Source organism: Novosphingobium sp. B 225 (assembly GCF_002198665.1).
Taxonomy (GTDB): Bacteria; Pseudomonadota; Alphaproteobacteria; order Sphingomonadales; family Sphingomonadaceae; genus Novosphingobium.
This window is the reverse complement of sequence record NZ_MWLM01000067.1, coordinates 24017-44355: the sequence shown is the minus strand read 5'-3', so window position 1 is coordinate 44355 and position 20339 is coordinate 24017. Positions and strand designations below refer to the sequence as shown.

The 20339-nt window shown below is 63.8% G+C and carries 21 protein-coding genes and 1 tRNA gene; 16 read left to right on the top strand and 6 right to left on the bottom strand.

Features of this window, described 5'->3' with window-relative positions:
- Window positions 1-241: 241 nt before the first annotated feature.
- Window positions 242-532 (bottom strand): cell division protein ZapA, encoded by a 291-nt coding sequence (locus MNBBLIKP_RS14925; protein WP_088311061.1) that lies wholly within the window; start codon window positions 530-532, stop codon window positions 242-244.
- The gene (locus tag MNBBLIKP_RS14920) at window positions 529-732 is read right to left on the bottom strand and encodes a hypothetical protein (RefSeq protein WP_088311060.1); all 204 of its coding nucleotides are present in this window, start codon (window positions 730-732) and stop codon (window positions 529-531) included. Before MNBBLIKP_RS14920 ends, MNBBLIKP_RS14925 begins: the two co-directional genes overlap by 4 nt.
- A 173-nt stretch (window positions 733-905) precedes the next feature.
- On the opposite strand from MNBBLIKP_RS14920, the gene tkt reads away from it, so the two are divergent.
- The 4 genes from tkt to MNBBLIKP_RS14900 all read left to right on the top strand — a co-directional run bounded on the left by tkt (window position 906) and on the right by MNBBLIKP_RS14900 (window position 6308).
- Window positions 906-2900, top strand: coding sequence for a transketolase (gene tkt / locus MNBBLIKP_RS14915; protein ID WP_088311059.1), 1995 nt, complete (start codon window positions 906-908; stop codon window positions 2898-2900).
- An 18-nt stretch (window positions 2901-2918) separates the two neighbouring features.
- On the top strand, window positions 2919-3926 hold the full coding sequence (gap, locus tag MNBBLIKP_RS14910) for a type I glyceraldehyde-3-phosphate dehydrogenase (protein ID WP_088311058.1): 1008 nt from the start codon (window positions 2919-2921) through the stop codon (window positions 3924-3926).
- Between the two features lie 210 nt (window positions 3927-4136).
- On the top strand, window positions 4137-5336 hold the full coding sequence (locus MNBBLIKP_RS14905) for a phosphoglycerate kinase (RefSeq protein ID WP_088311057.1): 1200 nt from the start codon (window positions 4137-4139) through the stop codon (window positions 5334-5336).
- Between the two features lie 81 nt (window positions 5337-5417).
- The gene (locus MNBBLIKP_RS14900; protein WP_088311056.1) at window positions 5418-6308 is read left to right on the top strand and encodes a fructose bisphosphate aldolase; all 891 of its coding nucleotides are present in this window, start codon (window positions 5418-5420) and stop codon (window positions 6306-6308) included.
- A gap of 114 nt (window positions 6309-6422) precedes the next feature.
- On the opposite strand, the gene MNBBLIKP_RS14895 is transcribed toward MNBBLIKP_RS14900, so the two are convergent.
- Window positions 6423-6800, bottom strand: a complete 378-nt coding sequence (locus MNBBLIKP_RS14895; RefSeq protein ID WP_254913071.1) for a hypothetical protein — start codon at window positions 6798-6800, stop codon at window positions 6423-6425.
- 78 nt (window positions 6801-6878) lie between these two features.
- Here MNBBLIKP_RS14895 and thiE point away from each other — a divergent pair, with 78 nt between their 5' ends.
- Together thiE and MNBBLIKP_RS14880 are read left to right on the top strand one after the other, a co-directional pair.
- Entirely contained in the window at window positions 6879-7493 is a 615-nt protein-coding gene (gene thiE, locus MNBBLIKP_RS14890; RefSeq protein WP_088311055.1) for a thiamine phosphate synthase, read from the top strand.
- 484 nt (window positions 7494-7977) lie between these two features.
- The gene (locus MNBBLIKP_RS14880; protein WP_088311053.1) at window positions 7978-9942 is read left to right on the top strand and encodes an OPT family oligopeptide transporter; all 1965 of its coding nucleotides are present in this window, start codon (window positions 7978-7980) and stop codon (window positions 9940-9942) included.
- Window position 9943: 1 nt separating this feature from the next.
- Here the strand turns inward: MNBBLIKP_RS14880 and MNBBLIKP_RS14875 are convergent, their stop codons facing one another.
- Window positions 9944-10303, bottom strand: coding sequence for a hypothetical protein (locus MNBBLIKP_RS14875; RefSeq protein WP_140420624.1), 360 nt, complete (start codon window positions 10301-10303; stop codon window positions 9944-9946).
- A gap of 136 nt (window positions 10304-10439) precedes the next feature.
- Here MNBBLIKP_RS14875 and efp point away from each other — a divergent pair, with 136 nt between their 5' ends.
- The 8 genes from efp (at window position 10440) to MNBBLIKP_RS14835 (ending at window position 16408) form a co-directional block, all read left to right on the top strand.
- A complete protein-coding gene (gene efp, locus MNBBLIKP_RS14870) occupies window positions 10440-11006 on the top strand; it encodes an elongation factor P (protein WP_088311051.1) in 567 nt (188 codons plus the stop codon).
- A gap of 9 nt (window positions 11007-11015) precedes the next feature.
- On the top strand, window positions 11016-11837 hold the full coding sequence (locus MNBBLIKP_RS14865) for an inositol monophosphatase family protein (RefSeq protein WP_088311050.1): 822 nt from the start codon (window positions 11016-11018) through the stop codon (window positions 11835-11837).
- A 75-nt stretch (window positions 11838-11912) separates the two neighbouring features.
- Window positions 11913-12221: a hypothetical protein gene (locus tag MNBBLIKP_RS14860; protein WP_088311049.1), complete on the top strand. Its 309-nt coding sequence runs from the start codon at window positions 11913-11915 to the stop codon at window positions 12219-12221.
- A 54-nt stretch (window positions 12222-12275) separates the two neighbouring features.
- Window positions 12276-12359: transfer RNA gene (locus MNBBLIKP_RS14855), tRNA-Leu, on the top strand.
- A 43-nt stretch (window positions 12360-12402) separates the two neighbouring features.
- Window positions 12403-13728, top strand: coding sequence for an amidohydrolase (locus MNBBLIKP_RS14850; RefSeq protein ID WP_088311048.1), 1326 nt, complete (start codon window positions 12403-12405; stop codon window positions 13726-13728).
- A 133-nt stretch (window positions 13729-13861) separates the two neighbouring features.
- Complete coding sequence (locus tag MNBBLIKP_RS14845) at window positions 13862-14281, top strand: rubrerythrin family protein (RefSeq protein WP_088311047.1); 420 nt, start codon at window positions 13862-13864, stop codon at window positions 14279-14281.
- 162 nt (window positions 14282-14443) lie between these two features.
- Window positions 14444-15769, top strand: coding sequence for a heterodisulfide reductase-related iron-sulfur binding cluster (locus tag MNBBLIKP_RS14840; protein ID WP_088311046.1), 1326 nt, complete (start codon window positions 14444-14446; stop codon window positions 15767-15769).
- A 42-nt stretch (window positions 15770-15811) separates the two neighbouring features.
- Window positions 15812-16408 (top strand): DUF3501 family protein, encoded by a 597-nt coding sequence (locus tag MNBBLIKP_RS14835; protein WP_176399790.1) that lies wholly within the window; start codon window positions 15812-15814, stop codon window positions 16406-16408.
- On the opposite strand, the gene MNBBLIKP_RS14830 is transcribed toward MNBBLIKP_RS14835, so the two are convergent.
- Together MNBBLIKP_RS14830 and MNBBLIKP_RS18105 are read right to left on the bottom strand one after the other, a co-directional pair.
- Entirely contained in the window at window positions 16405-16977 is a 573-nt protein-coding gene (locus tag MNBBLIKP_RS14830) for a hypothetical protein (protein WP_140420623.1), read from the bottom strand. The two genes, MNBBLIKP_RS14835 and MNBBLIKP_RS14830, sit on opposite strands and share 4 nt — an antisense overlap.
- A 129-nt stretch (window positions 16978-17106) precedes the next feature.
- Window positions 17107-17283 (bottom strand): hypothetical protein, encoded by a 177-nt coding sequence (locus MNBBLIKP_RS18105; RefSeq protein WP_176399786.1) that lies wholly within the window; start codon window positions 17281-17283, stop codon window positions 17107-17109.
- A gap of 167 nt (window positions 17284-17450) precedes the next feature.
- Here MNBBLIKP_RS18105 and MNBBLIKP_RS14825 point away from each other — a divergent pair, with 167 nt between their 5' ends.
- Entirely contained in the window at window positions 17451-18839 is a 1389-nt protein-coding gene (locus MNBBLIKP_RS14825; protein WP_088311043.1) for a helix-turn-helix domain-containing protein, read from the top strand.
- Window positions 18840-18952: 113 nt separating this feature from the next.
- Window positions 18953-20338 carry a TIGR03013 family XrtA/PEP-CTERM system glycosyltransferase gene (locus tag MNBBLIKP_RS14820; protein WP_088311042.1) on the top strand — a complete coding sequence of 462 codons (1386 nt, stop codon included), beginning with the start codon at window positions 18953-18955 and terminating at the stop codon, window positions 20336-20338.
- Window position 20339 lies beyond the last annotated feature (1 nt).

Here is a 20339-nt window from a genome sequence, read left to right as displayed (position 1 = left end):
AGGGGGACCACCCCGCGGGTGGTCCCCCTCCCCCAAAGGGGGAGGATTTCAAACAGGGTGACGGGACCACCATGGGCCGTTGCCGGGAAATCCTCTGACGCGTTCACGTCAGGTGGGGACCATGTGTGCCGGACCAGGATCCGACCAGGGACAGCCCCCATGGATTTGCTTATAGCCTCAGGGATTTTCGAAGGCTCGCACCGGGCAGTACCCGTCGCTGTGCTATATGGCCCTGCTTGCCTTACTGCTCAAGGGCAGAGGCGATATTTTCCAGTCGCTGGGCAATCCGTTCCAGCGCGGGGGCATGGGCATCGGGATCAGCCCCGGCCAGTTTGCCGCGGGCTTCGTGCAGTTCGTCTGCCAGAAGCAGCGCGGCGAACAGCAGTTGCCGGGCTTCACCCTGCGCGGCGCTGCCCATGTCTTCGACCTTGCCGTTGATCATGCTGCCCAGCGCGCGGACGTGATCTTCCTCACCCTCGGCGCAGGCAACGGTATAGTCGCGGCCGCCGATCCGCAGGGATACGTTGCTCATCCCGCCGATCCTTCGATCAGCTGGTCGAGCTGCTGCAGCCCTTCGCTGACCGCGTCACGCAGGCGCGCGTGCTTGGCCTGAAGCTGGGCGAGGTCGGCCAGACCATGGCGATTTTCAGCCACTTGGCGTGCAGCCCCGTCCAGCCGGGCAAGCGCCGCGTCGATCCGGGCCAGAGCCTGAGAGGTTCGATCCCCATTCATCGTGGCAAGGCTAGCGCAATATGGCCGCCCGGCAAAGGGTTGCGTGGGGCTTTTCCCACGATCTCGGAGCATGGCGGTCAGCACCCGTGCTTGACGGGGGGAGATGCCTCCGCAAAGGAACCCCTGCGCCGAATCGCTACGGCATTCGGCCCTGTTACGGAGCCAGCCAGACCATGAGCCTTGATCCCGCCCGCCTCGCGCCCATGGCCAACGCCATCCGCGCGCTTTCGATGGACGCGGTCCAGGCGGCCAACAGTGGCCACCCCGGCATGCCGATGGGCATGGCCGATGTCGCCACCGTGCTGTTCAGCCAGTTCCTGAAATTCGATCCCGCCGCGCCGAAATGGCCGGACCGGGACCGCTTCGTGCTGTCCGCCGGGCACGGTTCGATGCTGATCTATTCGTTGCTCAACCTGACCGGCTATGCCCGGCCGACGATGGATGACATCCGCAATTTCCGTCAGCTGCACAGCCCCTGCGCCGGGCACCCCGAAAATTTTGAGCTGGAAGGTGTGGAATGCACCACCGGCCCGTTAGGGCAGGGCCTGGCCATGGCAGTGGGCATGGCGATTGCCGAACGCCACCTCAACGCGCGGTTCGGTGATGCGCTGGTCGATCACCGGACCTGGGTGATCGCGGGCGATGGCTGCCTGATGGAAGGGATCAACCACGAAGCCGTGGGCCTGGCCGGGACGTTCAAGCTGGGCGGGCTCAACGTGCTGTGGGATGATAACAACATCACGATCGATGGCGATACCGCGCTTTCGACCTGTGAAGACGTGCTGGCGCGCTATGCCGCCAGTGGTTGGCACACCGCGAAGTGTGACGGGCATGACCATGCCGATGTGGCCCGCGCTCTGGCCGAAGCTGCGGCCGATCCGCGCCCCTCGCTGGTCGCCTGCAAGACCGTGATCGGCAAGGGTGCGCCGAACAAGCAGGGCACCCACAATGTCCACGGCGCTCCGCTGGGTGCGGATGAAATTGCTGCGACCCGGGCCTATCTGGGCTGGACCTCGGCTCCGTTTGAAGTGCCAGCAGAGATCGCGGCGGACTGGCGCGCCTTGGGTGCCAGGGGCGCTGCAGCCCGCGCCGAATGGGAAGCGCGGCTGGCCGCATCGCCCGCGCGTGCTGATTTTGAAGCCGGGCTTGCCGGTGTTGCCGCCACGGCCGCTTCTGCGCTCGAAGCCTATATCGCCGATCTGGTTGCGAACCCGCAAAAGGTTGCGACCCGCAAGGCTTCGGAAATGGCGCTGGGGCCTTTGACGGAACAACTGCCCACCCTGATCGGCGGCAGTGCCGACCTGACGGGGTCAAACCTGACCAAGACCAAGTTCACGCCCACTTTCGGCGCGAACGATTATGCCGGGCGGCATATCCATTATGGGATACGCGAATTCGGCATGGCGGCGGCAATGAACGGCATGGCGCTGCACGGCGGCATGGTGCCTTATGGCGGTACTTTCCTGGTGTTCAGCGACTATTGCCGCAACGCGATCCGCATGTCGGCGATCCAGCGTGCCCAGGTTGTCTATGTGCTGACCCACGATTCGATCGGGCTGGGTGAAGACGGGCCGACCCACCAGCCGGTTGAACACATCATGTCGATGCGGCTGATCCCCGGCCTGCTGGTGTTCCGTCCGGCGGACGTGATCGAAACCGCCGAATGCTGGGCCGCCGCGCTGGAAGCCGCGGGCACGGCTTCGGTGCTGGCGCTGTCGCGCCAGAACCTGCCGCAATTGCGCGGGGAAGGGGACGCGGGCTGGACGGGCGCGGCCAACCGCAGCGCCAAGGGCGGCTACCGCCTGCGCAGCGCCGTGGCGGCACGCAAGGTGGTGCTGGTCGCGACCGGTTCGGAAGTGGAAATCGCGGTGGCCTGTGCGGCTGAACTCGAAGTTGCCGGGATCGGCGCGGACGTGGTGTCGATGCCTTGCACCGAACTGTTCGACGCCCAGGATGCGGCCTACCGCGCCGATGTGTTGCCCGCCGATGCGCTCAAGGTCTCGATCGAGGCCGGGGTGACGCATGGCTGGGAACGCTATGTCGGCAGCGATGGGCTGTGCTGCGGGATCGACAGCTTTGGTGCCTCGGCCCCGGCAGACCAGCTCTACAAGTATTTCGGCCTTACGGCTGACGCAATTGTACCCAAGATCAAGGCCAAACTGGGCTAATTAGGAGGAGTTGACACAATGGCGACCAAGGTTGCGATTAACGGTTTCGGACGCATCGGGCGCAACGTGGCACGGGCAATTCTGGAACGCACCGACCATGATCTCGAACTGGTTTCGATCAACGATCTGGCATCGGCCAAGGCCAACGCCATGCTGTTCCAGCGTGACAGCGTCCACGGTCCGTTCAGCGGCACTGTGGAAGTGGACGGCAATGACCTGATCATCAACGGCAAGCGCATCAAGGTAACTGCCGAGCGCGATCCGGCCAACCTGCCGCACGGTGCCAACGGCGTTGACATCGCGCTGGAATGCACCGGTTTCTTCACCGACCGCGCCAGCTGCGAAAAGCATCTGGCCGCCGGTGCCAAGAAGGTGCTGATCTCTGCCCCCGGCAAGAACGTGGACCTGACGGTCGTTTTCGGCGTCAACCATGACAAGCTGGAAGCTGGCCACACCATCGTGTCGAACGCTTCGTGCACCACCAACTGCCTGGCGCCGTTCGCCAAGGTGCTGAACGATGCGATCGGGATCGAACGCGGGCTGATGACCACGGTCCACGCCTATACCAACGATCAGAAGATCCTCGACCAGATCCACGAAGATCCGCGCCGCGCCCGCGCCGCCGCGATGAGCATGATCCCCACCACCACCGGCGCCGCCCGCGCCGTGGGCGAAGTGCTGCCCGAACTGAAGGGCAAGCTGGACGGCAGCGCCATCCGCGTGCCGACCCCGAACGTCTCGGTGGTCGATCTGACCTTCCAGCCGGGGCGCGAAACGACCAAAGAAGAAGTCAACGCGCTGCTCAAGGCCGCGTCGGAAGGCGCGCTGAAGGGCGTGCTGGGCTATTCGGACGAGCCGCTGGTCTCGATCGACTATAACCATTGCCCGAACAGCAGCACCATCGACAGCCTGGAAACCGCCGTGATCGACGGCAAGCTGGTGCGCGTGCTGAGCTGGTACGACAACGAATGGGGCTTTTCCAACCGCATGGTCGATACGGCCGGCGCGATGGGCAAGCTGCTGTAATTAAAGGTACTGCCATACCTGACCCGTCATGCTGAACTTGTTTCAGCATTCATCGTGCCGATTGGACCGACGTTTGCGTTGACAGCTGTTGCGATGCGGCATTGCTGCCAATCAGAGCTTCGGTCGATGGTCGCCAATGGACCCTGAAACAAGTTCAGGGTGACGGGATGAGGTTGGCGGCATGACCACATCTCCGACCGGGAAAATGCAATGACCAAGTTCCGCACCCTCGACGATCTCTCTGACCTGACCGGCAAGGTCGCGCTGGTGCGGGTGGACCTGAACCTGCCGATGCAGGACGGGGCGGTGACCGACGATACCCGCGTGCGGGCCGCCGCGCCGACGATCCTGGAACTGTCGGCCAAGGGCGCGAAAGTGCTGCTGCTGGCGCATTTCGGACGGCCCAAGGGTGAACGCGTTTCGACCATGTCGGTCAGCATGACGCTTGATGCGGTGCAGGCGGTGCTGGGCAAGGAAGTGATGTTCGTGCCCGAGATTGCCGGGCCGGTGCTTGCCCAGTCGATCGGAATCCTTCAGCCCGGTGACATCGCGCTGCTGGAAAACACCCGGTTCTGGAAAGGCGAGGAAGCGAACGATCCTGAGTTCGCCAAGGCGATTGCGGCCAATGCCGACATCTATGTCAACGATGCCTTCTCTGCCGCGCACCGCGCCCATGCCACGACCGAAGGGCTGGCGCACCTGCTGCCCGCCTATGCCGGGCGATCGATGGAAGCCGAACTCAAGGCGCTCGACAAGGCGCTGGGCACCCCGGTCAAACCGGTTGCCGCGGTAGTTGGCGGGGCCAAGGTTTCATCCAAGCTGGACGTGCTGACCCACCTTGTCACCCAGGTCGATCATCTGATCATCGGCGGCGGCATGGCCAATACGTTCCTGGCGGCGCGCGGCGTCAATGTCGGAAAATCGTTGTGCGAGCATGATTTGGCGCCGACTGCTGAGAAAATAATGGAAACTGCGGAGCAGAGCGGCTGCATCGTCCATCTGCCCTATGATGTGGTGGTGGCCAAGGAATTCGCCGCCAATCCGCCAAGCCTGCGGACCTGCAATGTGCATGAAGTGGCCGCGGACGAGATGATCCTTGATGTGGGGCCACAGGCGGTCGAAGCGCTGGCCGATGTGCTCAAGACCTGCCGGACGCTGGTATGGAATGGCCCGCTTGGGGCGTTCGAAACCGAACCGTTCGACATGGCGACCGTCGCTCTGGCCAAAAGCGCCGCAGCGCTGACCTCCGAAGGCGCGCTGGTTTCGGTTGCGGGCGGCGGCGATACCGTTGCCGCGCTTGCCCATGCCGGGGTGACCGAACAGTTCAGCTATATTTCCACCGCCGGGGGCGCCTTCCTCGAATGGATGGAAGGCAAGGAATTGCCCGGCGTGAAGGCGCTCGAAATCTGATTGGTTAGCACGGTTGCCTTTCGCGGCGCTGCTCGCTATCGGCCCCGGATACATACGTATGCAAGCACAGGAACGGATTCGATGAACACTGCTGACATGACCGCCAAGATGGCCGCCGGAAACGGCTTTATCGCCGCGCTGGACCAGTCGGGTGGGTCCACTCCCAAGGCACTGGCCGGGTACGGGATCGAAGCCGGGGCGTGGAGCAATGATGAGGAAATGTTCGGCCTGATCCACGAAATGCGCGCCCGGATCATCCGTTCGGCGGCGTTCGATGGCAGCAAGGTGATCGGCGCGATCCTGTTCGAACGCACCATGGACGGCACGGTCGATGGCGTGCCCACCCCGCAGGCCCTGATCGCCAAGGGCGTGGTGCCGTTCATCAAGATCGACAAGGGTCTGGAAGACGAGGCAAACGGCGTCCAGCTGATGAAGCCGATGCCTGAACTCGATGCGCTGCTGGTCCGGTCAAAGGCGCTGGGCGTCTATGGCACCAAGGAACGCTCGGTGATCAATTCGGCCAATCAGGCCGGGATCGCCGCCGCCGTTGCGCAGCAGTTCGAAGTGGGTCGGCAAGTGCTCAGCCACGGCATGATGCCGATGCTGGAGCCCGAGATCAACATCAAGAGCGAGACCCGCGCCGAATGCGACGAGATCATGCTGGAGGAAATCCTCAAGAACCTTGAAGGCATGGACCAGCAGGTCATGCTCAAGCTGTCGCTGCCGGTGGTGCCGGGCACCTTCGATGCGCTGACCAGCCATCCCAAGGTGCTGCGCGTGGTCGCGCTGTCGGGCGGCTACAAGCGCCCCGAAGCCTGCGTCGAACTCAGCAAGAACAAGGGCATCATCGCCAGCTTCAGCCGCGCGCTGCTCGAAGACCTGCGCGCGCCGATGAGCGACGCGGAATTCGACGCCTCGCTGGGTGAGGCGATTGAGGCGATTTACCAGGGTTCGACCCGGAAGATTGCCTGACGCGAACAGTTACCTCACCTCCGTTCGTGTCGAGCGAAGTCGAGACACCCGGCGCTGGCNGCGCTGGCGTGTCTCGACTTCGCTCGACACGAACGGAGCTGGGCGGGTATTGGCTTACAACCCACCCGCGAAGGTAAAGCTGAACCGGTAGTCCCCCGGCCTGATCGCCCGCTGCACGCTGCGCGGGGGCATGACGCCTTGCAGGGTCAGCTGCCCGTCCGCCACTCGCTCCGGCTTGCCCAGGGTCAGTTCGCGCAGTTCGCTGCCCGTGCCAAGCCGCACGCGCACTTGCAAACGCACGTCCCCGGCGCGGACGCAGCGGGCTTCCATCGGGCAGCGGCTGTCTTCCAGCACTTTGAGCGGGGTTATGCGCGGGCCGTTCACGCTTACGGTCTGGCCCAGCCGCGCCTCCACGCTGCCATCCTCGCCCACGCGGGGCGTGACGCAGCCGGTCAGGAGCAGGGCGAGCGGGAGGAGGGCCATGGGCTTCATCGGCTGCATCCTGCCACGCCGCGATGAACCGCGCCAGAACGCTTGGCGCGCGCCGCTTTGGCGGATAGGGAGACGGCCATGGACCTTTGCCAACTCTACCTGATCTCCCCGCTCGACGTTTCGGGCGCATTCGCTGACCGGCTGGCACGCGCGCTCGATGCCGGGCCGGTCGCAGCCTTTCAGTTCCGCGTGAAAGACGTGGACGAGCATGAGGCGGCGCGATTGGCAGAGCCGCTTCAGGCGATCTGCGCAGAGCGTGAGGTGGCGTTCATCGTCAACGATTCGATCGCGCTGGCCAAACGACTGGGCGCGGACGGGGTCCATCTGGGGCAGGGTGACGGCGAAGTGGCCGATGCCCGCGCGCGGCTGGGCAAGGATGCGCAGATCGGCGTCACCTGCCACGCCAGCCGCCACCTGGCGATGGAAGCGGGCGAGGCCGGGGCAGACTATGTTGCGTTCGGCGCGTTCTTTCCGACCACGACCAAACAGACCGAACATGTCGCCGATCTTGCCACGCTGACCTGGTGGCAGGATATTTTCGAGATTCCCTGCGTCGCGATCGGCGGGATCACGCCAGACAATTGCCTGCCACTGGTTGAGGCCGGGGCGGACTTTCTGGCAGTGTCCGGGGCGGTGTGGAACGGCGATGAAGCGGCGGCGGTCAGGGCATTTGCAGAGCGGTTGCGGGGATAGGGTGACCCTGTGTCGCTTGTCGGCAAGGTGTTGCTGACCGGGTGGATCTGATCCAGAGTTCTGCGGATCGCGCCTTCACAGGGTGATGATTTTGCCTTGCAGCGCAAAGCCCGTCCCCATCGGGTTGTGTGCTCCGGAAAGATTCGGGCGGGACTGGCGCGGAGCCCCCGCAGCACCGATCGGGCTGGATGCGGCGCGCGAAAAGCCGCTGGGCGACACTGGATAGATATCCGGATATGCTGATATCCGTTTATCCGGATATACGGATATCCGTCCAAAAGAGTCTCCAAATTAGCTCTTTCCTACAGGCGTTCAAACCGGGATACTCGCAGACCATGACAGCCGCGAATCCCTTGGAAAGCCTGACTTCCTGCCATGCCGGGCACCGCGCCCCGGCGCAGGCGGAACCGGGGCGGCGGGGCTGGTTTTTCTTCTTTCAGGACTGTGTCCATAGTGTCCAGTCCTTCAGCCGGGGTCCATCCTGATGAGCGATAATCCACCTGTGACCCGGCCTCAGCCGCTCACCGAACTAACCCTGCGCGGCGTGCTGCTGGGGGCTGTGCTGACCGTGCTGTTCACGGCGGCCAACGTATATCTGGGGCTCAAGATCGGGCTGACTTTCGCCACTTCGATCCCGGCGGCGGTGATTTCGATGGCGGCGCTGAAGGCGTTTTCGGACACCACGATCCAGGAAAACAATATCGTCCAGACCATCGCCAGCGCGGCGGGAACGCTGTCGGCGATCATCTTTGTCCTGCCCGGGCTGATCATGATCGGGTGGTGGACGGGGTTCCCCTATTGGCAGTCGGTCGCGGTGATCGCGGTCGGGGGGACGCTGGGGGTGATGTATTCGGTGCCGCTGCGCCGGGCGCTGGTGACCGGATCGGACTTGCCTTATCCCGAAGGCGTCGCGGCGGCAGAAGTGCTGAAGGTTGGAGCAGGCGTTGGCGGGGCTGAGGAGAACCGCAAAGGCCTTGCCGCGATCGTGCTGGGTGCGGTGCTGTCGGCAGGCTATTCGGTGCTGGCCAAGCTGAAACTGGTGGCCGAGGAAGCCAGCATGGCGGTCAAGCTGGGAAGCGGCGGGACGGCCTTTTCAACCAGCTTCTCGCTCGCGCTTATCGGGGTCGGCCATCTGGTCGGCATGGCAGTGGGCGTAGCGATGCTGGTTGGCCTTGCGATTGGCTGGCTGGTGCTGCTGCCGCAGTTCACGGCTGGCGGGCCGCCGGCCGGGGTGGAACTGGCTGACTTTGTCTCCACCACCTTCCGCAGTCAGGTGCGGTTTGTGGGCGCGGGGGCGATTGGCCTCGCGGCGATCTGGACCCTGATCAAGATGATCGGCCCGATCATCAGCGGCATCGCCGGGGCCCTGCGCGCGGCGCAGCAGCGCAAGAGCGGGCAGGGCGACAGCCTGGACATTACCGAGCGTGATCTGCCGATTGGCGTGATCGGCGGTTCGATCCTGCTGGCCATGGTGCCGATCGGATTGCTGCTGGCGGGCTTTGCGCGGGGCGGGCCGGTTGAAGCGCAACTGGGGCTGACCGTGGCGCTGTCGATTGGCTATGTCCTGCTGGCCGGCGTGGTGATCGCTTCGGTCTGCGGCTATATGGCCGGGCTGATCGGGGCTTCGAACAGTCCGATTTCCGGGGTAGGCATCCTGGCCAGCCTGGGCATTTCGCTGGTCCTGGCGGGGATCTATGGCCAGAGCGGCGATCCCGCGGTGACCCGCGCATTGGTCGCTTTCGCTTTGTTCGTCACCGCAATCGTGTTTGGCGTGGCGACGATTTCCAATGACAACCTGCAGGATCTCAAGACCGGGCAACTGGTCGGCGCGACGCCGTGGAAGCAGCAGGTGGCACTGGTGCTGGGGGTGGTGTTCGGCGCGCTGGTGATCCCGCCGGTGCTGGACCTGCTCAACACCACTTTCGGGTTCCAGGGCGCGCCGGGGGCGGGCGAAAACGCACTGGCCGCGCCGCAAGCCGCCTTGATTACCGCGATTGCGCAAGGGGTGCTGGGCGGCAACCTTGATTGGGGGCTGATCGGGCTGGGCGCGGCGATTGGCGCTGTGGTGATCGTGATTGACGAGGTGCTGAGGAAGTCAGGCAAAGGCAGCCTGCCGCCGCTTGCCGTGGGCATGGGAATATACTTACCGATGGGCCTGACCCTGCTGATCCCGATCGGCGCGATTTGCGGACATTTCTATGACAAATGGGCCGCGCGGCAGGCCGAACCCGCCTTTGCCGAACGCATGGGCGTGCTGGCGGCGACCGGGCTGATCGTGGGTGAAAGCCTGTTCGGGGTGGCCTTTGCCGGGATCGCAGCGGCCAGCGGCGATGCCGAAGTGCTGGCGGTGATGGAACACAACCCCTGGGCCGTGCCGCTGGGCGTAGCGGTGTTCGCAGGGGCGGTGGGCTGGCTCTATGCGCGGACGCGGAAGGCGGTGGTGGGATAACTCAGCGGTTGTTGACCACCTGGCGCACGCAGCGCAGATCGCTGTCCTGCCCGTTCGGCCCGGCCTTGCGCAGGAAGTTGCCGGACAGGCGGTTGAACTTCTCCCCGCGCCGGGGGCCGCTGGTGAAAGTGACCGTATCCCCGGTCAGCAGGTAGGTGCCACGGCCCTGGTCGGTGAAATAGCTGGAGGAATTGACGATGGTGAAATCGTGCTGCGGCTGACGCACCCCGGCGGGGCCGGCGGCATCACCGGGCAGCTCGCAGACATAGGTGCCTTGCTGCAGCGTATCGATCTGCCCACCGGGGGTGGCCAGCGCGGGTCCGGCCAGCAACGCGGCCATAGCGATGATGCGGTTCCTCATGAGCCTCCCCTTGTCCGCGGCGCGATTAGCAGGAACTGAACGGACGCGCCACCTTGCCCCGCGCCCCGCGAAGCGCTAAGGGCGCGCCTTTCCCGGTCCTTGCGTCCGGTTCTTTCTCAACCTTGAAGGCATCCCCATGGCGAAGATCAGCGGCGTGGACATCCGTCCCGGCAATATCCTGGAATACGAAAAGGGCATCTGGAAGGTCGCCAAGACCCAGCACACCCAGCCGGGTAAGGGCGGCGCCTTCATGCAGGTTGAAATGAAGAACCTGATCGACGGCCGCAAAACCAACGTCCGCTTCCGCAGCGCCGACACGGTCGAAAAGGTCCGGCTCGACACCAAGGACTTCCAGTTCCTGTATGTCGAAGGTGACGACCTGGTGTTCATGGACGTCGAAACCTATGATCAGATCACTTTGCCCAAGGACCTGCTGGGCGGCGCCGATGCCTTCCTGCAGGACGGCATGACCGTGCTGCTCGAAATGTATGACGAGCGCCCGATCTCGGTTCAGCTGCCCGAACAGGTCGAAGCGACCATCGTCGAAGCCGACGCTGTGGTGAAGGGGCAGACTGCCTCGTCCAGCTACAAGCCCGCGATCCTCGACAACGGGGTGCGCGTGATGGTTCCGCCGCACATCGCCAGCGGCACCCGGATCGTGGTGGACGTTTACGAACGCACCTACGTCAGCAAGGCAGACTGAGCCCAGATCATGGCAGTTGTTCCCGGGATTGTCCGCGTCATGGAAAAGGCCGCCCGCAAGGCCGGCCAGCGGCTGCGCCGCGACTTTGGCGAAGTCGAGCACCTGCAGGTCTCGAAAAAGGGGCCGGCCGACTTCGTGTCCAAGGCCGACCAGCGCGCCGAACGCACCATCTGGGACGAGCTGCGCGCCGCCCGGCCTGACTGGGGCTTCCTGATGGAAGAAGGCGGCGAGATCGAGGGCGAAGCCGGCAAGCCGCGCTTCATCGTCGATCCGCTCGACGGGACCAGCAACTTCCTCCACGGCATCCCGCATTTCGCGATCTCGATCGCGGTGCAGGAACCCAAGCTGGACGGTTCCGGCTGGGGCGAAGTGACTTCGGGGATCGTCTATCAGCCGGTCACCGATGAAAGCTACTGGGCGGAAAAGACCCGCGGCGCCTGGCTGCACGACCGCCGCCTGCGCGTCTCCTCACGCCGCCATCTCGATGAAAGCCTGATCGCCACCGGGATTCCCTTTGCCGGTCGCGGGGACAGTGCCGAATGGTCAAAGATCTATGCCGAACTGGCCTCGACCGTCGCAGGAATCCGCCGCTTTGGCGCGGCTTCGCTTGATCTCGCCTGGGTCGCTTCGGGCCGGTTTGACGGCTACTGGGAAAGCGGCCTCGCGCCGTGGGATTCTGCGGCTGGCTGCCTGCTGGTGCGCGAAGCCGGCGGCTTTGTCACCGACTGGCGCGGGCAATCGCAGCCGATCTGCGATGCCCAGGTGCTCGCCGGGAACGACGTGCTGCATTCGCGGCTGCACAAGGCCCTGGTCGGCGCACTCAAGAAATAACAGGCCGCGTTAGGCCGATCTTAGGCATGTCCGGCAATAAGTGCGGTTACCCACCGCTCTTGCCAAGGCTTGCCGATGTCTGCGCTGCTGCTTGCCCACTCGTTCGCGCCGATTGCCATGGCTCTGGCCGTGCCGGTTCCCGAAGCGGCGCTGGACTTGCCGGATGAGCGCTTTGAACTGCCGCCTTCGCCGCCGAAGGAGCAGGCGCGCCAACGCGATGAAACAATGCCCCGGCTCGATGCGGCGCAGTTCCCGACCGGCTTTGAGCCCCCTACCAAGACCTGGAGCATGGCGGGCGGCCCGGTGCTCGAACTGGGCGCACTTGGCTCGCGCCGGTTCAAGGCGCCCGATGTGGTCCACCTCGCTCTCGGCTGGGATTTCTGAAACCCCGGCTTGAACCCGCGCGCCAAGGTCGCTAAGCGGCCTCTTCGCGCAGGAGCCCCTGTGGCGGAATGGTAGACGCGAACGACTCAAAATCGTTTGTAGCAATACGTGCCCGTTCGAGTCGGGCCAGGGGCACCATCAGCGATTGCAGCACGGCGATTTGCCGCCTAGCCTGCACAGCATGACCAAGCTCTCGCTCACCATCGCCGCCGCGCTTGCCGCATTGTCTGCCGTTCCCGCCGTGGCCAAGGATGGGGTGGCTGAACGGGTCCGGGCCGATTTGCCTGGACTGGTGGCGATCTACCGCGATCTGCACCAGAACCCGGAACTCAGCTTTCAGGAAGTTCGCTCGGCCAAAATCATGGCCGATGCGGCGCGCGCTGCCGGGTTTGAAGTGACCGAGCGGGTCGGCAAGACCGGGGTGGTCGCGGTGCTGCGCAATGGCGCGGGGCCGACCGTGCTGATCCGTGCGGATATGGATGGGCTGCCGGTGGTTGAGCAGACCGGGCTGCCCTATGCCTCCAAGGCGCGCGGCACTTCCACTGCCGGGGTCGAAAGCGGGATCATGCACGCCTGCGGGCATGATACCCATATGACCGGCTGGATCGGCGCGGCGCGGGCGCTCAGCGCCAGCCGGGCGAACTGGTCGGGCACCCTGGTGATGATCGGTCAGCCTGCGGAAGAGATCACTGATGGCGCCGCCGCGATGATCGCAGACGGATTGTTCACCCGGTTTCCCAAGCCCGACTATACCCTGGCTTTCCACGATACGTCCGATCTCGCTTCGGGAGTGGTCGGGGTCAAGGCGGGTTTCGTGCTGGCCAATTCAGACAGCGTGGACATAACGGTAAAGGGCCTTGGCGGCCACGGCGCCTATCCGCAGACCACCAAGGATCCGATCGTCCTGGCCAGCGCGATCGTCATGCGCCTGCAGACCCTGGTCAGCCGCGAGGCGAGCCCGTTTGACCCCTCGGTCGTCACGGTCGGCGCGTTCCACGGCGGGGCCAAGCACAACATCATCTCGGACGAGGTCAAGTTGCAGCTCACCGTCCGGTCCTATTCGGACAAGTCGCGGCAACTGCTGCTGGACGGCATCAAGCGGATCGCCCGCGCAGAGGCGCTGGCCTCAGGCTTGCCGGAGGATCGCTTGCCCGTCGTCAGTGTCGACGCAACGGGTGCGAAAGCCACTTTCAACACTCCCGAACTGGCCGAGCGGATGCGCGGTGTCATGGTCGCTGAGTTCGGTGCAGAGCGAGTCGCCAACCCGCTTCCTTCGATGGCCGGTGAGGATTTTGGCGAATTTGCCCGCGCGGCCGGGCCGAAAACCCAATCGCTGATCCTGTGGGTTGGCGGAAGGCCCGCAGCCGATCTTGCCGCGGCAGAGCGCGACGGCAAGCAGCTTCATGGCCTGCACAGTCCGTTCTGGGCGCCAGAGGCAGATAAAGTGATCGAAGCCGGAGCCGTGGCGCTGTCAGTTGCGGCGATGGATCTGATGCCGAAGCGTTGAAAATCGTTTCTGCGAATTATTCTCAATAATGTGATCGGAAATGCCGATCACCGGTTGCGGAATTTCGCGATGGCTTCTGCCTGTCATGCGGCCCAATGAAGCAGGGTCGAAAGTTCATTCCAGGAGAGACATCATGGGACTCAAGGGCACCAAGACCGAAGAAAACCTCAAAGCCGCCTTCGCCGGTGAAAGCCAGGCAAACCGCCGCTATCTGTATTTCGCCCAGAAGGCTGACATCGAAGGCCACAATGACGTCGCCGCCGTGTTCCGTTCGACCGCAGAGGGTGAAACCGGCCACGCTCACGGGCACCTTGAATACCTTGAAGAAACCGGCGATCCGGCCACCGGCCTGCCGATTGGTGATACTGCCGCCAACCTGAAGGCGTCGATCGCGGGTGAAACCCACGAATACACCGACATGTATCCGGGTATGGCCAAGACCGCGCGCGACGAAGGCTTCGACGAAATCGCCGACTGGTTCGAAACCCTCGCCAAGGCGGAAAAGAGCCACGCCGGCAAGTTCCAGAAGACTCTGGATTCGCTGGACGCGTAAGGCCAATAGCCCTCTCTCCTTAAGGGGAGAGGGCCCGGAGAGGGGGAGTCGCAGCGCGCTCCCCTCTCCAAGCTTTGCTAGGCCCTGCCGGGCCTAGCTGCGCTAACCTCTCCCCTCAGGGGGAGAGGGCATCGCCCCTTCTTTACGAGCCGGGAACCCACCATGGAAGGTAGCCTAGAGGCACCCACGCGCCACCCAATCCCGTGGCAGGATGAAGCTTGGTACGATGAAGCCGCGCTCGATGCCGAGTTGCGCCGCGTCTATGACATCTGTCATGGCTGCCGCCGCTGCTTCAATCTGTGTGACAGTTTCCCGATCCTGTTCGACGCGGTTGATGAAAGCCCGAACGAGGAAGTGGATGACCTGACATCGGCCCAGCTGGCCTCGGTCGTCGATGCCTGCACGCTGTGCGACATGTGCTTCATGACGAAGTGCCCCTATGTCCCGCCGCACTCATTTGACCTTGATTTTCCGCATCTTATGCTGCGCCACCGCGCGGTCCAGCACCGCAAGGGTGAAACCTCGTTCGCGGATCAGCAGCTCAGCGAAATGGACCGCAACGGACGGCTGGGCACTATCGCTGCGGGCCTTGCCAATTGGGCGACCAAGGAAAGCAACGGCCTGACCCGTCCGATCATGGAAAAGGTCGTCGGGATCGATCGCCGCGCGCATCTGCCGCCGTTCATGGACGTGCCGCTGGTCAATCAGGCCAATGGCATTGTTCCTGCGCCCAATCCGGATGGCCCGGCCTTTGGCAAGAAAGTGGCGATCTATGCCGGGTGTCACGATAATTTCAACGATGGCACCCCCGGCCTCGCGCTTGTGAAGGTTTTGACTCACCAGGGCGTGCAGGTGCGGATCGAGCATCCCGACTGTTGCGGCATGCCCAAGTTTGAAAACGGTGATCTGCCGGCCGTGGCCAGCGCCGCACAGCGGATTTCCGCGCATTTCGCACCGCTGGTTGAACAGGGCTGGGACGTTGTGCCGCTCACCACCAGTTGCGCGCTGATGCTGAAATTCGAATGGCCGCTGATTGAAACGGACAACCCGGCGGTGGCCACGCTGGCCAAGCATACGTTTGACGTTTCGGAATATGTGGTGGCCTTGAACAAGGACAAGGGGCTGGCCCCAATCCCGGAAATGCCCGCCAGCATCGCGGTCCATTTTGCCTGCCATGCCCGTGCGCAGAACATGGGCCCCAAGGCGATGGAAATGCTCCGCCTGATCCCCGGCGCAACACCCGCCTTGACTGAGCGCTGCTCTGGCCACGGCGGCAAGTGGGGGATTTTCAAGGAGAATTTTGACCGGGCCGTCAAAGTTGGCAAGCCGGCTGCACGCAATCTGGTCAAAGGTGACCCGGACCTGATCGTCAGCGAATGTCCGCTGGCCGGGCCGCACCTGAAACAGGTGATTGCGGCCAATGGCGGCACCGCGCCGGCCCGGATCGGCCATCCGATCGAAGTACTCGCCAAGGCCTACGGCCTGTGAATAAATTCACTGAGTCAGTTTTTATTGTAAGGAATGCCACAAATGCCCCGCGACCAGCGCAGCATCACTGCTGCCGATATCCTGCCGCTCGACCAGTATCAGCTGATCCGTGCCGACAAGAAGCAGGAAGCGATCGAGCGCAAGAAGCTGACCCGGATTTCGGTGGGCCCGCACGCCACGGTGCTGTTTGAAAACTGGGATTCGATGTGGCTGCAGATCCAGGAAATGCTGCGCATTGAAAAAGGCGGGGCAGAGCAGCTGGTAGACGAACTGGCAGCTTATGATCCGATGGTCCCCAAGGGCAGCGAACTGACTGCGACTGTGCTGTTCGAAATTGGCGATGCTGACAAGCGTGACGCCTTTCTGCGGACGATCGGCGGGGTGGAAAATCACGTCGCGATCCAGCTGGGTTCACATCTGATCCGCGCGCGGCCCGAAGGCGATCTGGAACGCACCCGCGAAAGCGACAACAAGGCCAGCGCGGTCCATTTCTTCCACTTCGATTTCACCCCCGAAGCGATTGCTGCGTGGCAAAGCGGAGAAGGCACGGCAATGGTGCTGGTGGACCATCCGAACTATGGCCACGCGGCCGTGATTGGCGCAGAAACTCGTGCGTTTCTGGCGCGGGAATGCTTTTAGAAATCGTCGCTTGCACCCGTTCCGGTGCGATCGCCGGAAGCGGCTTTGAGCGTTTCGATCTGTTCGGCGTTGGGGCGGAACATGGTGCCGGCCTTGCCCTTTTGCTTGGCGCGGGCGGCATCGCCGATCGGACCCACCAGGTCGGTGGCGAGCTGGCCTTTGACGGACACGGTCTGGCCCGGGGTCATCGGCATGTTGCGGGGCAGCACGGGATGCGCAGGCGTATAGCCGCTACCCGGAGCAATGGCCCGGTTTTGACGCGGTGCATCGGGATCGATTGAGCCCGTACCGCCGCCGCCCGAATCCCCGGATCCTTCATCTCCGCCACCGCCCCAGGAAACGGGCTTGGCCTTGATTTTCATGCCCATCGCCACCTTGCGGGTGCCAAGCGTTTCCGCTTCGGTTTCGAGCAGCTGGTTCTTGGCCTCACGCGCTTGCATCTGGGCGCTTAACGAGGCGTCCTCGCCGCTGACAAACATGGCAAAGCACAGCGTGATAACCACTGTCGCCGCTGCAAAATGCTTCAGCAGCTTTGGTGAAACCGGCAATTGGGGCGTGGACCTGCGCATGGCCGGGGGCCTAGCACGCGAAGGTTAACCACCGCGTTCCGGCATATGGTTAGCGCAAGGTTGACGACCGCCGGGATGAAAGGGGCACCCCGGCGGCCGCCAATTCTCCTCCCCAGGAGAGGGTCGGCCTCAGGCGAAGCTGCCGAGGCGATGATAGAGCGCGCTGATCCGCGCCAATTCGTCAGGCTCTTCGGTGGCGCGGGCGTGGCTGGCCAGCGCGGCACGGAGCAGGGTGAAATCCTGGTTCGAAAGCAGCGCGCGGGCCCGGCCCGGCTGGCGCATTTCGGTTTGGGTGGCCGTTTCCATGGGCAATTCCTTCGGTTCGGTTCGATTCGGAGCCTGCGCTCCGTCTGGAACCTGTCTAATCCGTGGTTGGTCACCCGCGTAATAAAAATGACAACAAATCTTGTCCATCTGCGCTGATTTGGCGGGTCAGGCTTGTAAAAATGTAAAATATGTGACAAATGGTCCGAATGAGCGATCCCAGCATCCTGGCCGGGCCGGCGATCCGCCGTCTGCGGCGGCGCGAACAGATGACCCAGTCGGCCATGGCCGCAAGGCTCGGGATTTCGCCCAGCTATCTCAACCTGATAGAACGCAACCAGCGCCCGCTTTCGGCGCGGCTGGTGGTGGTGCTGGCCGAACAGTTCGATTTTGATCCGCGCAGCCTGCGTCAGGATGAAGTGGTGGGCGGGGTCGATGGCCTGCGCCGCCGACTGGCGGACGAACGCTTTGCCGACCTGTCGATCGACCGCGATGAAATCGCCGAATGGCTCGCCGCAGCGCCGCAGGCCGCCCTGGCCTTTGCCCGGCTGTTCGACGCGAGTGGCAAGGATGCCGGTTTGGCGCAAAACGATCCGATGGATCTGGTGCGGCGCGAGGTGGAGCGCTGGCGCAACCATTTTGCCGATCTGGACGCCGCGGCCGAGGCGCTGGCCGACGAACTGCGCCTGTCCAGCGCGGAACTGGGCGCGGCGCTGGCTGAACGGCTGCGCCAGCAGCACCAGCTGTCAGTGCGGATCCTGCCTGCCGATGTGATGCCCGATGCGCTGCGGCGGCTCGATCTGCATGCGCGGCAATTGCAGCTGTCCGAACTGCTCGACACGCCCAGCCGCAATTTCCAGATCGCGGTGCAGTTGGCCCTGCTGGAACAGCGCGATGCCATCGCGGCCATCGCCAATGGCGCACAATTTACTGATCGCGCGGCCTGGCGTCTGTTTCGCCGCCATCTGGCGCATTACTTCGCCGCCGCGCTGCTGATGCCCTATGGCCGCTTCATGCGCGCCTGCGAAGCAACCGGCTATGATCTGGCAGTGCTGCAGCGCCGGTTTGGCGTAACCTTTGAACAGCTTGCCCACCGGCTCACCACATTGCAACGCGTCGGCCAGCGCGGGCTGCCGTTCGGCATGGCCCGGATCGACCGCGCCGGGCAGTTTTCCAAGCGGTTTGCCGGGGCGAGCGGCTCCCCCCTGATCGAAGGAGAGGCCAGCTGCCCGCTGTGGATCGCGCATCGGGCCTTTGAGCAAGGCGGGCGGATCGGGACGCAACTGGTCGAATTTGCCAGCGGGGCGGGAACGCCCGGCCTGTGGCTGACCATGGCCCGTACGGTTGAAGCCAGCGGCGCGCTGGGAACAGAAGCGCCGCAATATGCCGTGGCTCTGGTGCTGGAAGCGCGGCTGGCCGGGCAATTGGCGCAAAGCCGGGGCATGGCGTTGGATGCGGCCCACGCGGCACGTACCGGGCCGGGCTGTGCCGCATGCCACCGCGCCGATTGCCTGCAACGTTCGCTCCCCCCGCGCGGTGCGGCACTGCAGTTTGACGAGCGCACCCGCGGGTTGACGCCGTTTGCCTTCGGGGCGTGACCCTAAGTCAACAATTTATGCCCCTTAACCATATGCTGTAAAATTTACCGACATTTCACCTCTGCCGGTTAGGGCAAGGCCTTCAGATGTGAAGGAAGGCCGCTCCGGCAACCATGATCCGGCTATTCAAACACTATATCCCGCATGCGGTGATCCTGCTGGGGCTGATCGATATCGGCTTGCTGATCTTCGCTGGCGATTTCGCTTGGCGGCTGCGCTCAACCCAGATCGGGTCGCTGCCCGGGCCCACGCTTGACCGGATCGGGCAGCTTGCGGGCTATGCCGGGATCATCCTGACAGCGATGATTGCGGTAGGGGTCTATGGCTCTGACGCGCTGCGATCGATGCGGTTTGCCACGGCGCGGCTGCTGGTCGCGGTCAGCCTGGGGATCATCGGGCTGTCATTTGTCGATTTTGTGCTGGGCGGGCACAATTTCTGGCGCTCGACCCTGGCTTACGCGATGGCGGCTTCGGTGGTGCTGCTGGTGCTCAACCGGCTGGTGGTGGGGGGCGTACTGGGTGCATCCGCGTTCCGCCGCCGCGTGCTGGTGCTGGGCGCGGGAATGCGCGCCGACCGGCTGCGCAAGCTGTCAGAGCGTCCCGAAAGCGGCTTCGTGATCGTGGGCTATATCGCGATGACCGAAAGCGTGCCGGTGGTTGAAGAAGCAATCAACCGCGCCGCGATCCACAACATGACGCGCTATGTCGAAAACCTGGGGGTCAGCGAAGTGGTGCTGGCGCTGGAAGAACGCCGCAACGCGCTGCCGCTGCCCGATCTGCTGCGGATCAAGACCACCGGGGTCCACGTCAACGATTTTTCGAGCTTCATCGAGCGTGAGACGGGCCGGGTCGACCTTGATACAGTCAATCCCAGCTGGCTGATCTTTTCAGACGGGTTCTCCTCTGGCCGGGCGATTTCAAGCGTGGCCAAACGGCTGTTCGATATTTTCGCCAGCGCGTTGCTGCTGGCCCTGGCCGCGCCGGTGATCCTGCTGTTTGCGCTGCTGATCAAGCTGGAGAGCAAGGGGCCTGCGTTCTACCGCCAGGTCCGCGTCGGGCTCTACAATCAGCCGTTTAACGTGATCAAGTTGCGCTCGATGCGCAATGACGCCGAAGCGGGGGGGGCGCAGTGGGCGCAGAAGGACGATCCGCGCGTCACCCGGCTGGGCAAATTCATCCGCAAGGTCCGGATCGATGAATTGCCGCAATGCTGGTCAGTGCTGAAAGGCGAGATGAGCTTTGTCGGCCCGCGTCCGGAACGCCCGGAATTCGTCGCCGATCTGGAACAGAAGCTGCCCTATTACGCCGAACGCCACATGGTGAAGCCTGGGATCACTGGCTGGGCGCAGATCAACTATCCCTATGGCGCATCGATCGAGGATTCGCGTCACAAGCTGGAATACGATCTCTATTACGCCAAGAACTACACCCCGTTCTTGGATCTGCTGATCCTGCTGCAAACCCTGCGCGTGGTGCTGTGGCACGAGGGCGCGCGCTGAA

Bases quoted from the DNA above. Each gene is read 5' to 3' on its own strand.
- MNBBLIKP_RS14860 (WP_088311049.1), top strand. From the start codon at position 11,913: ATGTCTGCGCTGCTGCTTGCCCACTCGTTCGCGCCGATTGCCATGGCT.
- MNBBLIKP_RS14895 (WP_254913071.1), bottom strand. From the start codon at position 6,800: ATGAAGCCCATGGCCCTCCTCCCGCTCGCCCTGCTCCTGACCGGCTGC.
- tkt (WP_088311059.1), top strand. From the start codon at position 906: ATGAGCCTTGATCCCGCCCGCCTCGCGCCCATGGCCAACGCCATCCGC.
- MNBBLIKP_RS18105 (WP_176399786.1), bottom strand. From the start codon at position 17,283: ATGGAAACGGCCACCCAAACCGAAATGCGCCAGCCGGGCCGGGCCCGC.
- MNBBLIKP_RS14840 (WP_088311046.1), top strand. From the start codon at position 14,444: ATGGAAGGTAGCCTAGAGGCACCCACGCGCCACCCAATCCCGTGGCAG.
- MNBBLIKP_RS14845 (WP_088311047.1), top strand. From the start codon at position 13,862: ATGGGACTCAAGGGCACCAAGACCGAAGAAAACCTCAAAGCCGCCTTC.
- MNBBLIKP_RS14830 (WP_140420623.1), bottom strand. From the start codon at position 16,977: ATGCGCAGGTCCACGCCCCAATTGCCGGTTTCACCAAAGCTGCTGAAG.
- MNBBLIKP_RS14825 (WP_088311043.1), top strand. From the start codon at position 17,451: ATGAGCGATCCCAGCATCCTGGCCGGGCCGGCGATCCGCCGTCTGCGG.
- MNBBLIKP_RS14920 (WP_088311060.1), bottom strand. From the start codon at position 732: ATGAATGGGGATCGAACCTCTCAGGCTCTGGCCCGGATCGACGCGGCG.
- MNBBLIKP_RS14900 (WP_088311056.1), top strand. From the start codon at position 5,418: ATGAACACTGCTGACATGACCGCCAAGATGGCCGCCGGAAACGGCTTT.
- efp (WP_088311051.1), top strand. From the start codon at position 10,440: ATGGCGAAGATCAGCGGCGTGGACATCCGTCCCGGCAATATCCTGGAA.
- MNBBLIKP_RS14905 (WP_088311057.1), top strand. From the start codon at position 4,137: ATGACCAAGTTCCGCACCCTCGACGATCTCTCTGACCTGACCGGCAAG.
- MNBBLIKP_RS14820 (WP_088311042.1), top strand. From the start codon at position 18,953: ATGATCCGGCTATTCAAACACTATATCCCGCATGCGGTGATCCTGCTG.
- MNBBLIKP_RS14865 (WP_088311050.1), top strand. From the start codon at position 11,016: ATGGCAGTTGTTCCCGGGATTGTCCGCGTCATGGAAAAGGCCGCCCGC.
- gap (WP_088311058.1), top strand. From the start codon at position 2,919: ATGGCGACCAAGGTTGCGATTAACGGTTTCGGACGCATCGGGCGCAAC.
- MNBBLIKP_RS14850 (WP_088311048.1), top strand. From the start codon at position 12,403: ATGACCAAGCTCTCGCTCACCATCGCCGCCGCGCTTGCCGCATTGTCT.
- thiE (WP_088311055.1), top strand. From the start codon at position 6,879: ATGGACCTTTGCCAACTCTACCTGATCTCCCCGCTCGACGTTTCGGGC.
- MNBBLIKP_RS14880 (WP_088311053.1), top strand. From the start codon at position 7,978: ATGAGCGATAATCCACCTGTGACCCGGCCTCAGCCGCTCACCGAACTA.
- MNBBLIKP_RS14925 (WP_088311061.1), bottom strand. From the start codon at position 532: ATGAGCAACGTATCCCTGCGGATCGGCGGCCGCGACTATACCGTTGCC.
- MNBBLIKP_RS14835 (WP_176399790.1), top strand. From the start codon at position 15,812: ATGCCCCGCGACCAGCGCAGCATCACTGCTGCCGATATCCTGCCGCTC.
- MNBBLIKP_RS14875 (WP_140420624.1), bottom strand. From the start codon at position 10,303: ATGAGGAACCGCATCATCGCTATGGCCGCGTTGCTGGCCGGACCCGCG.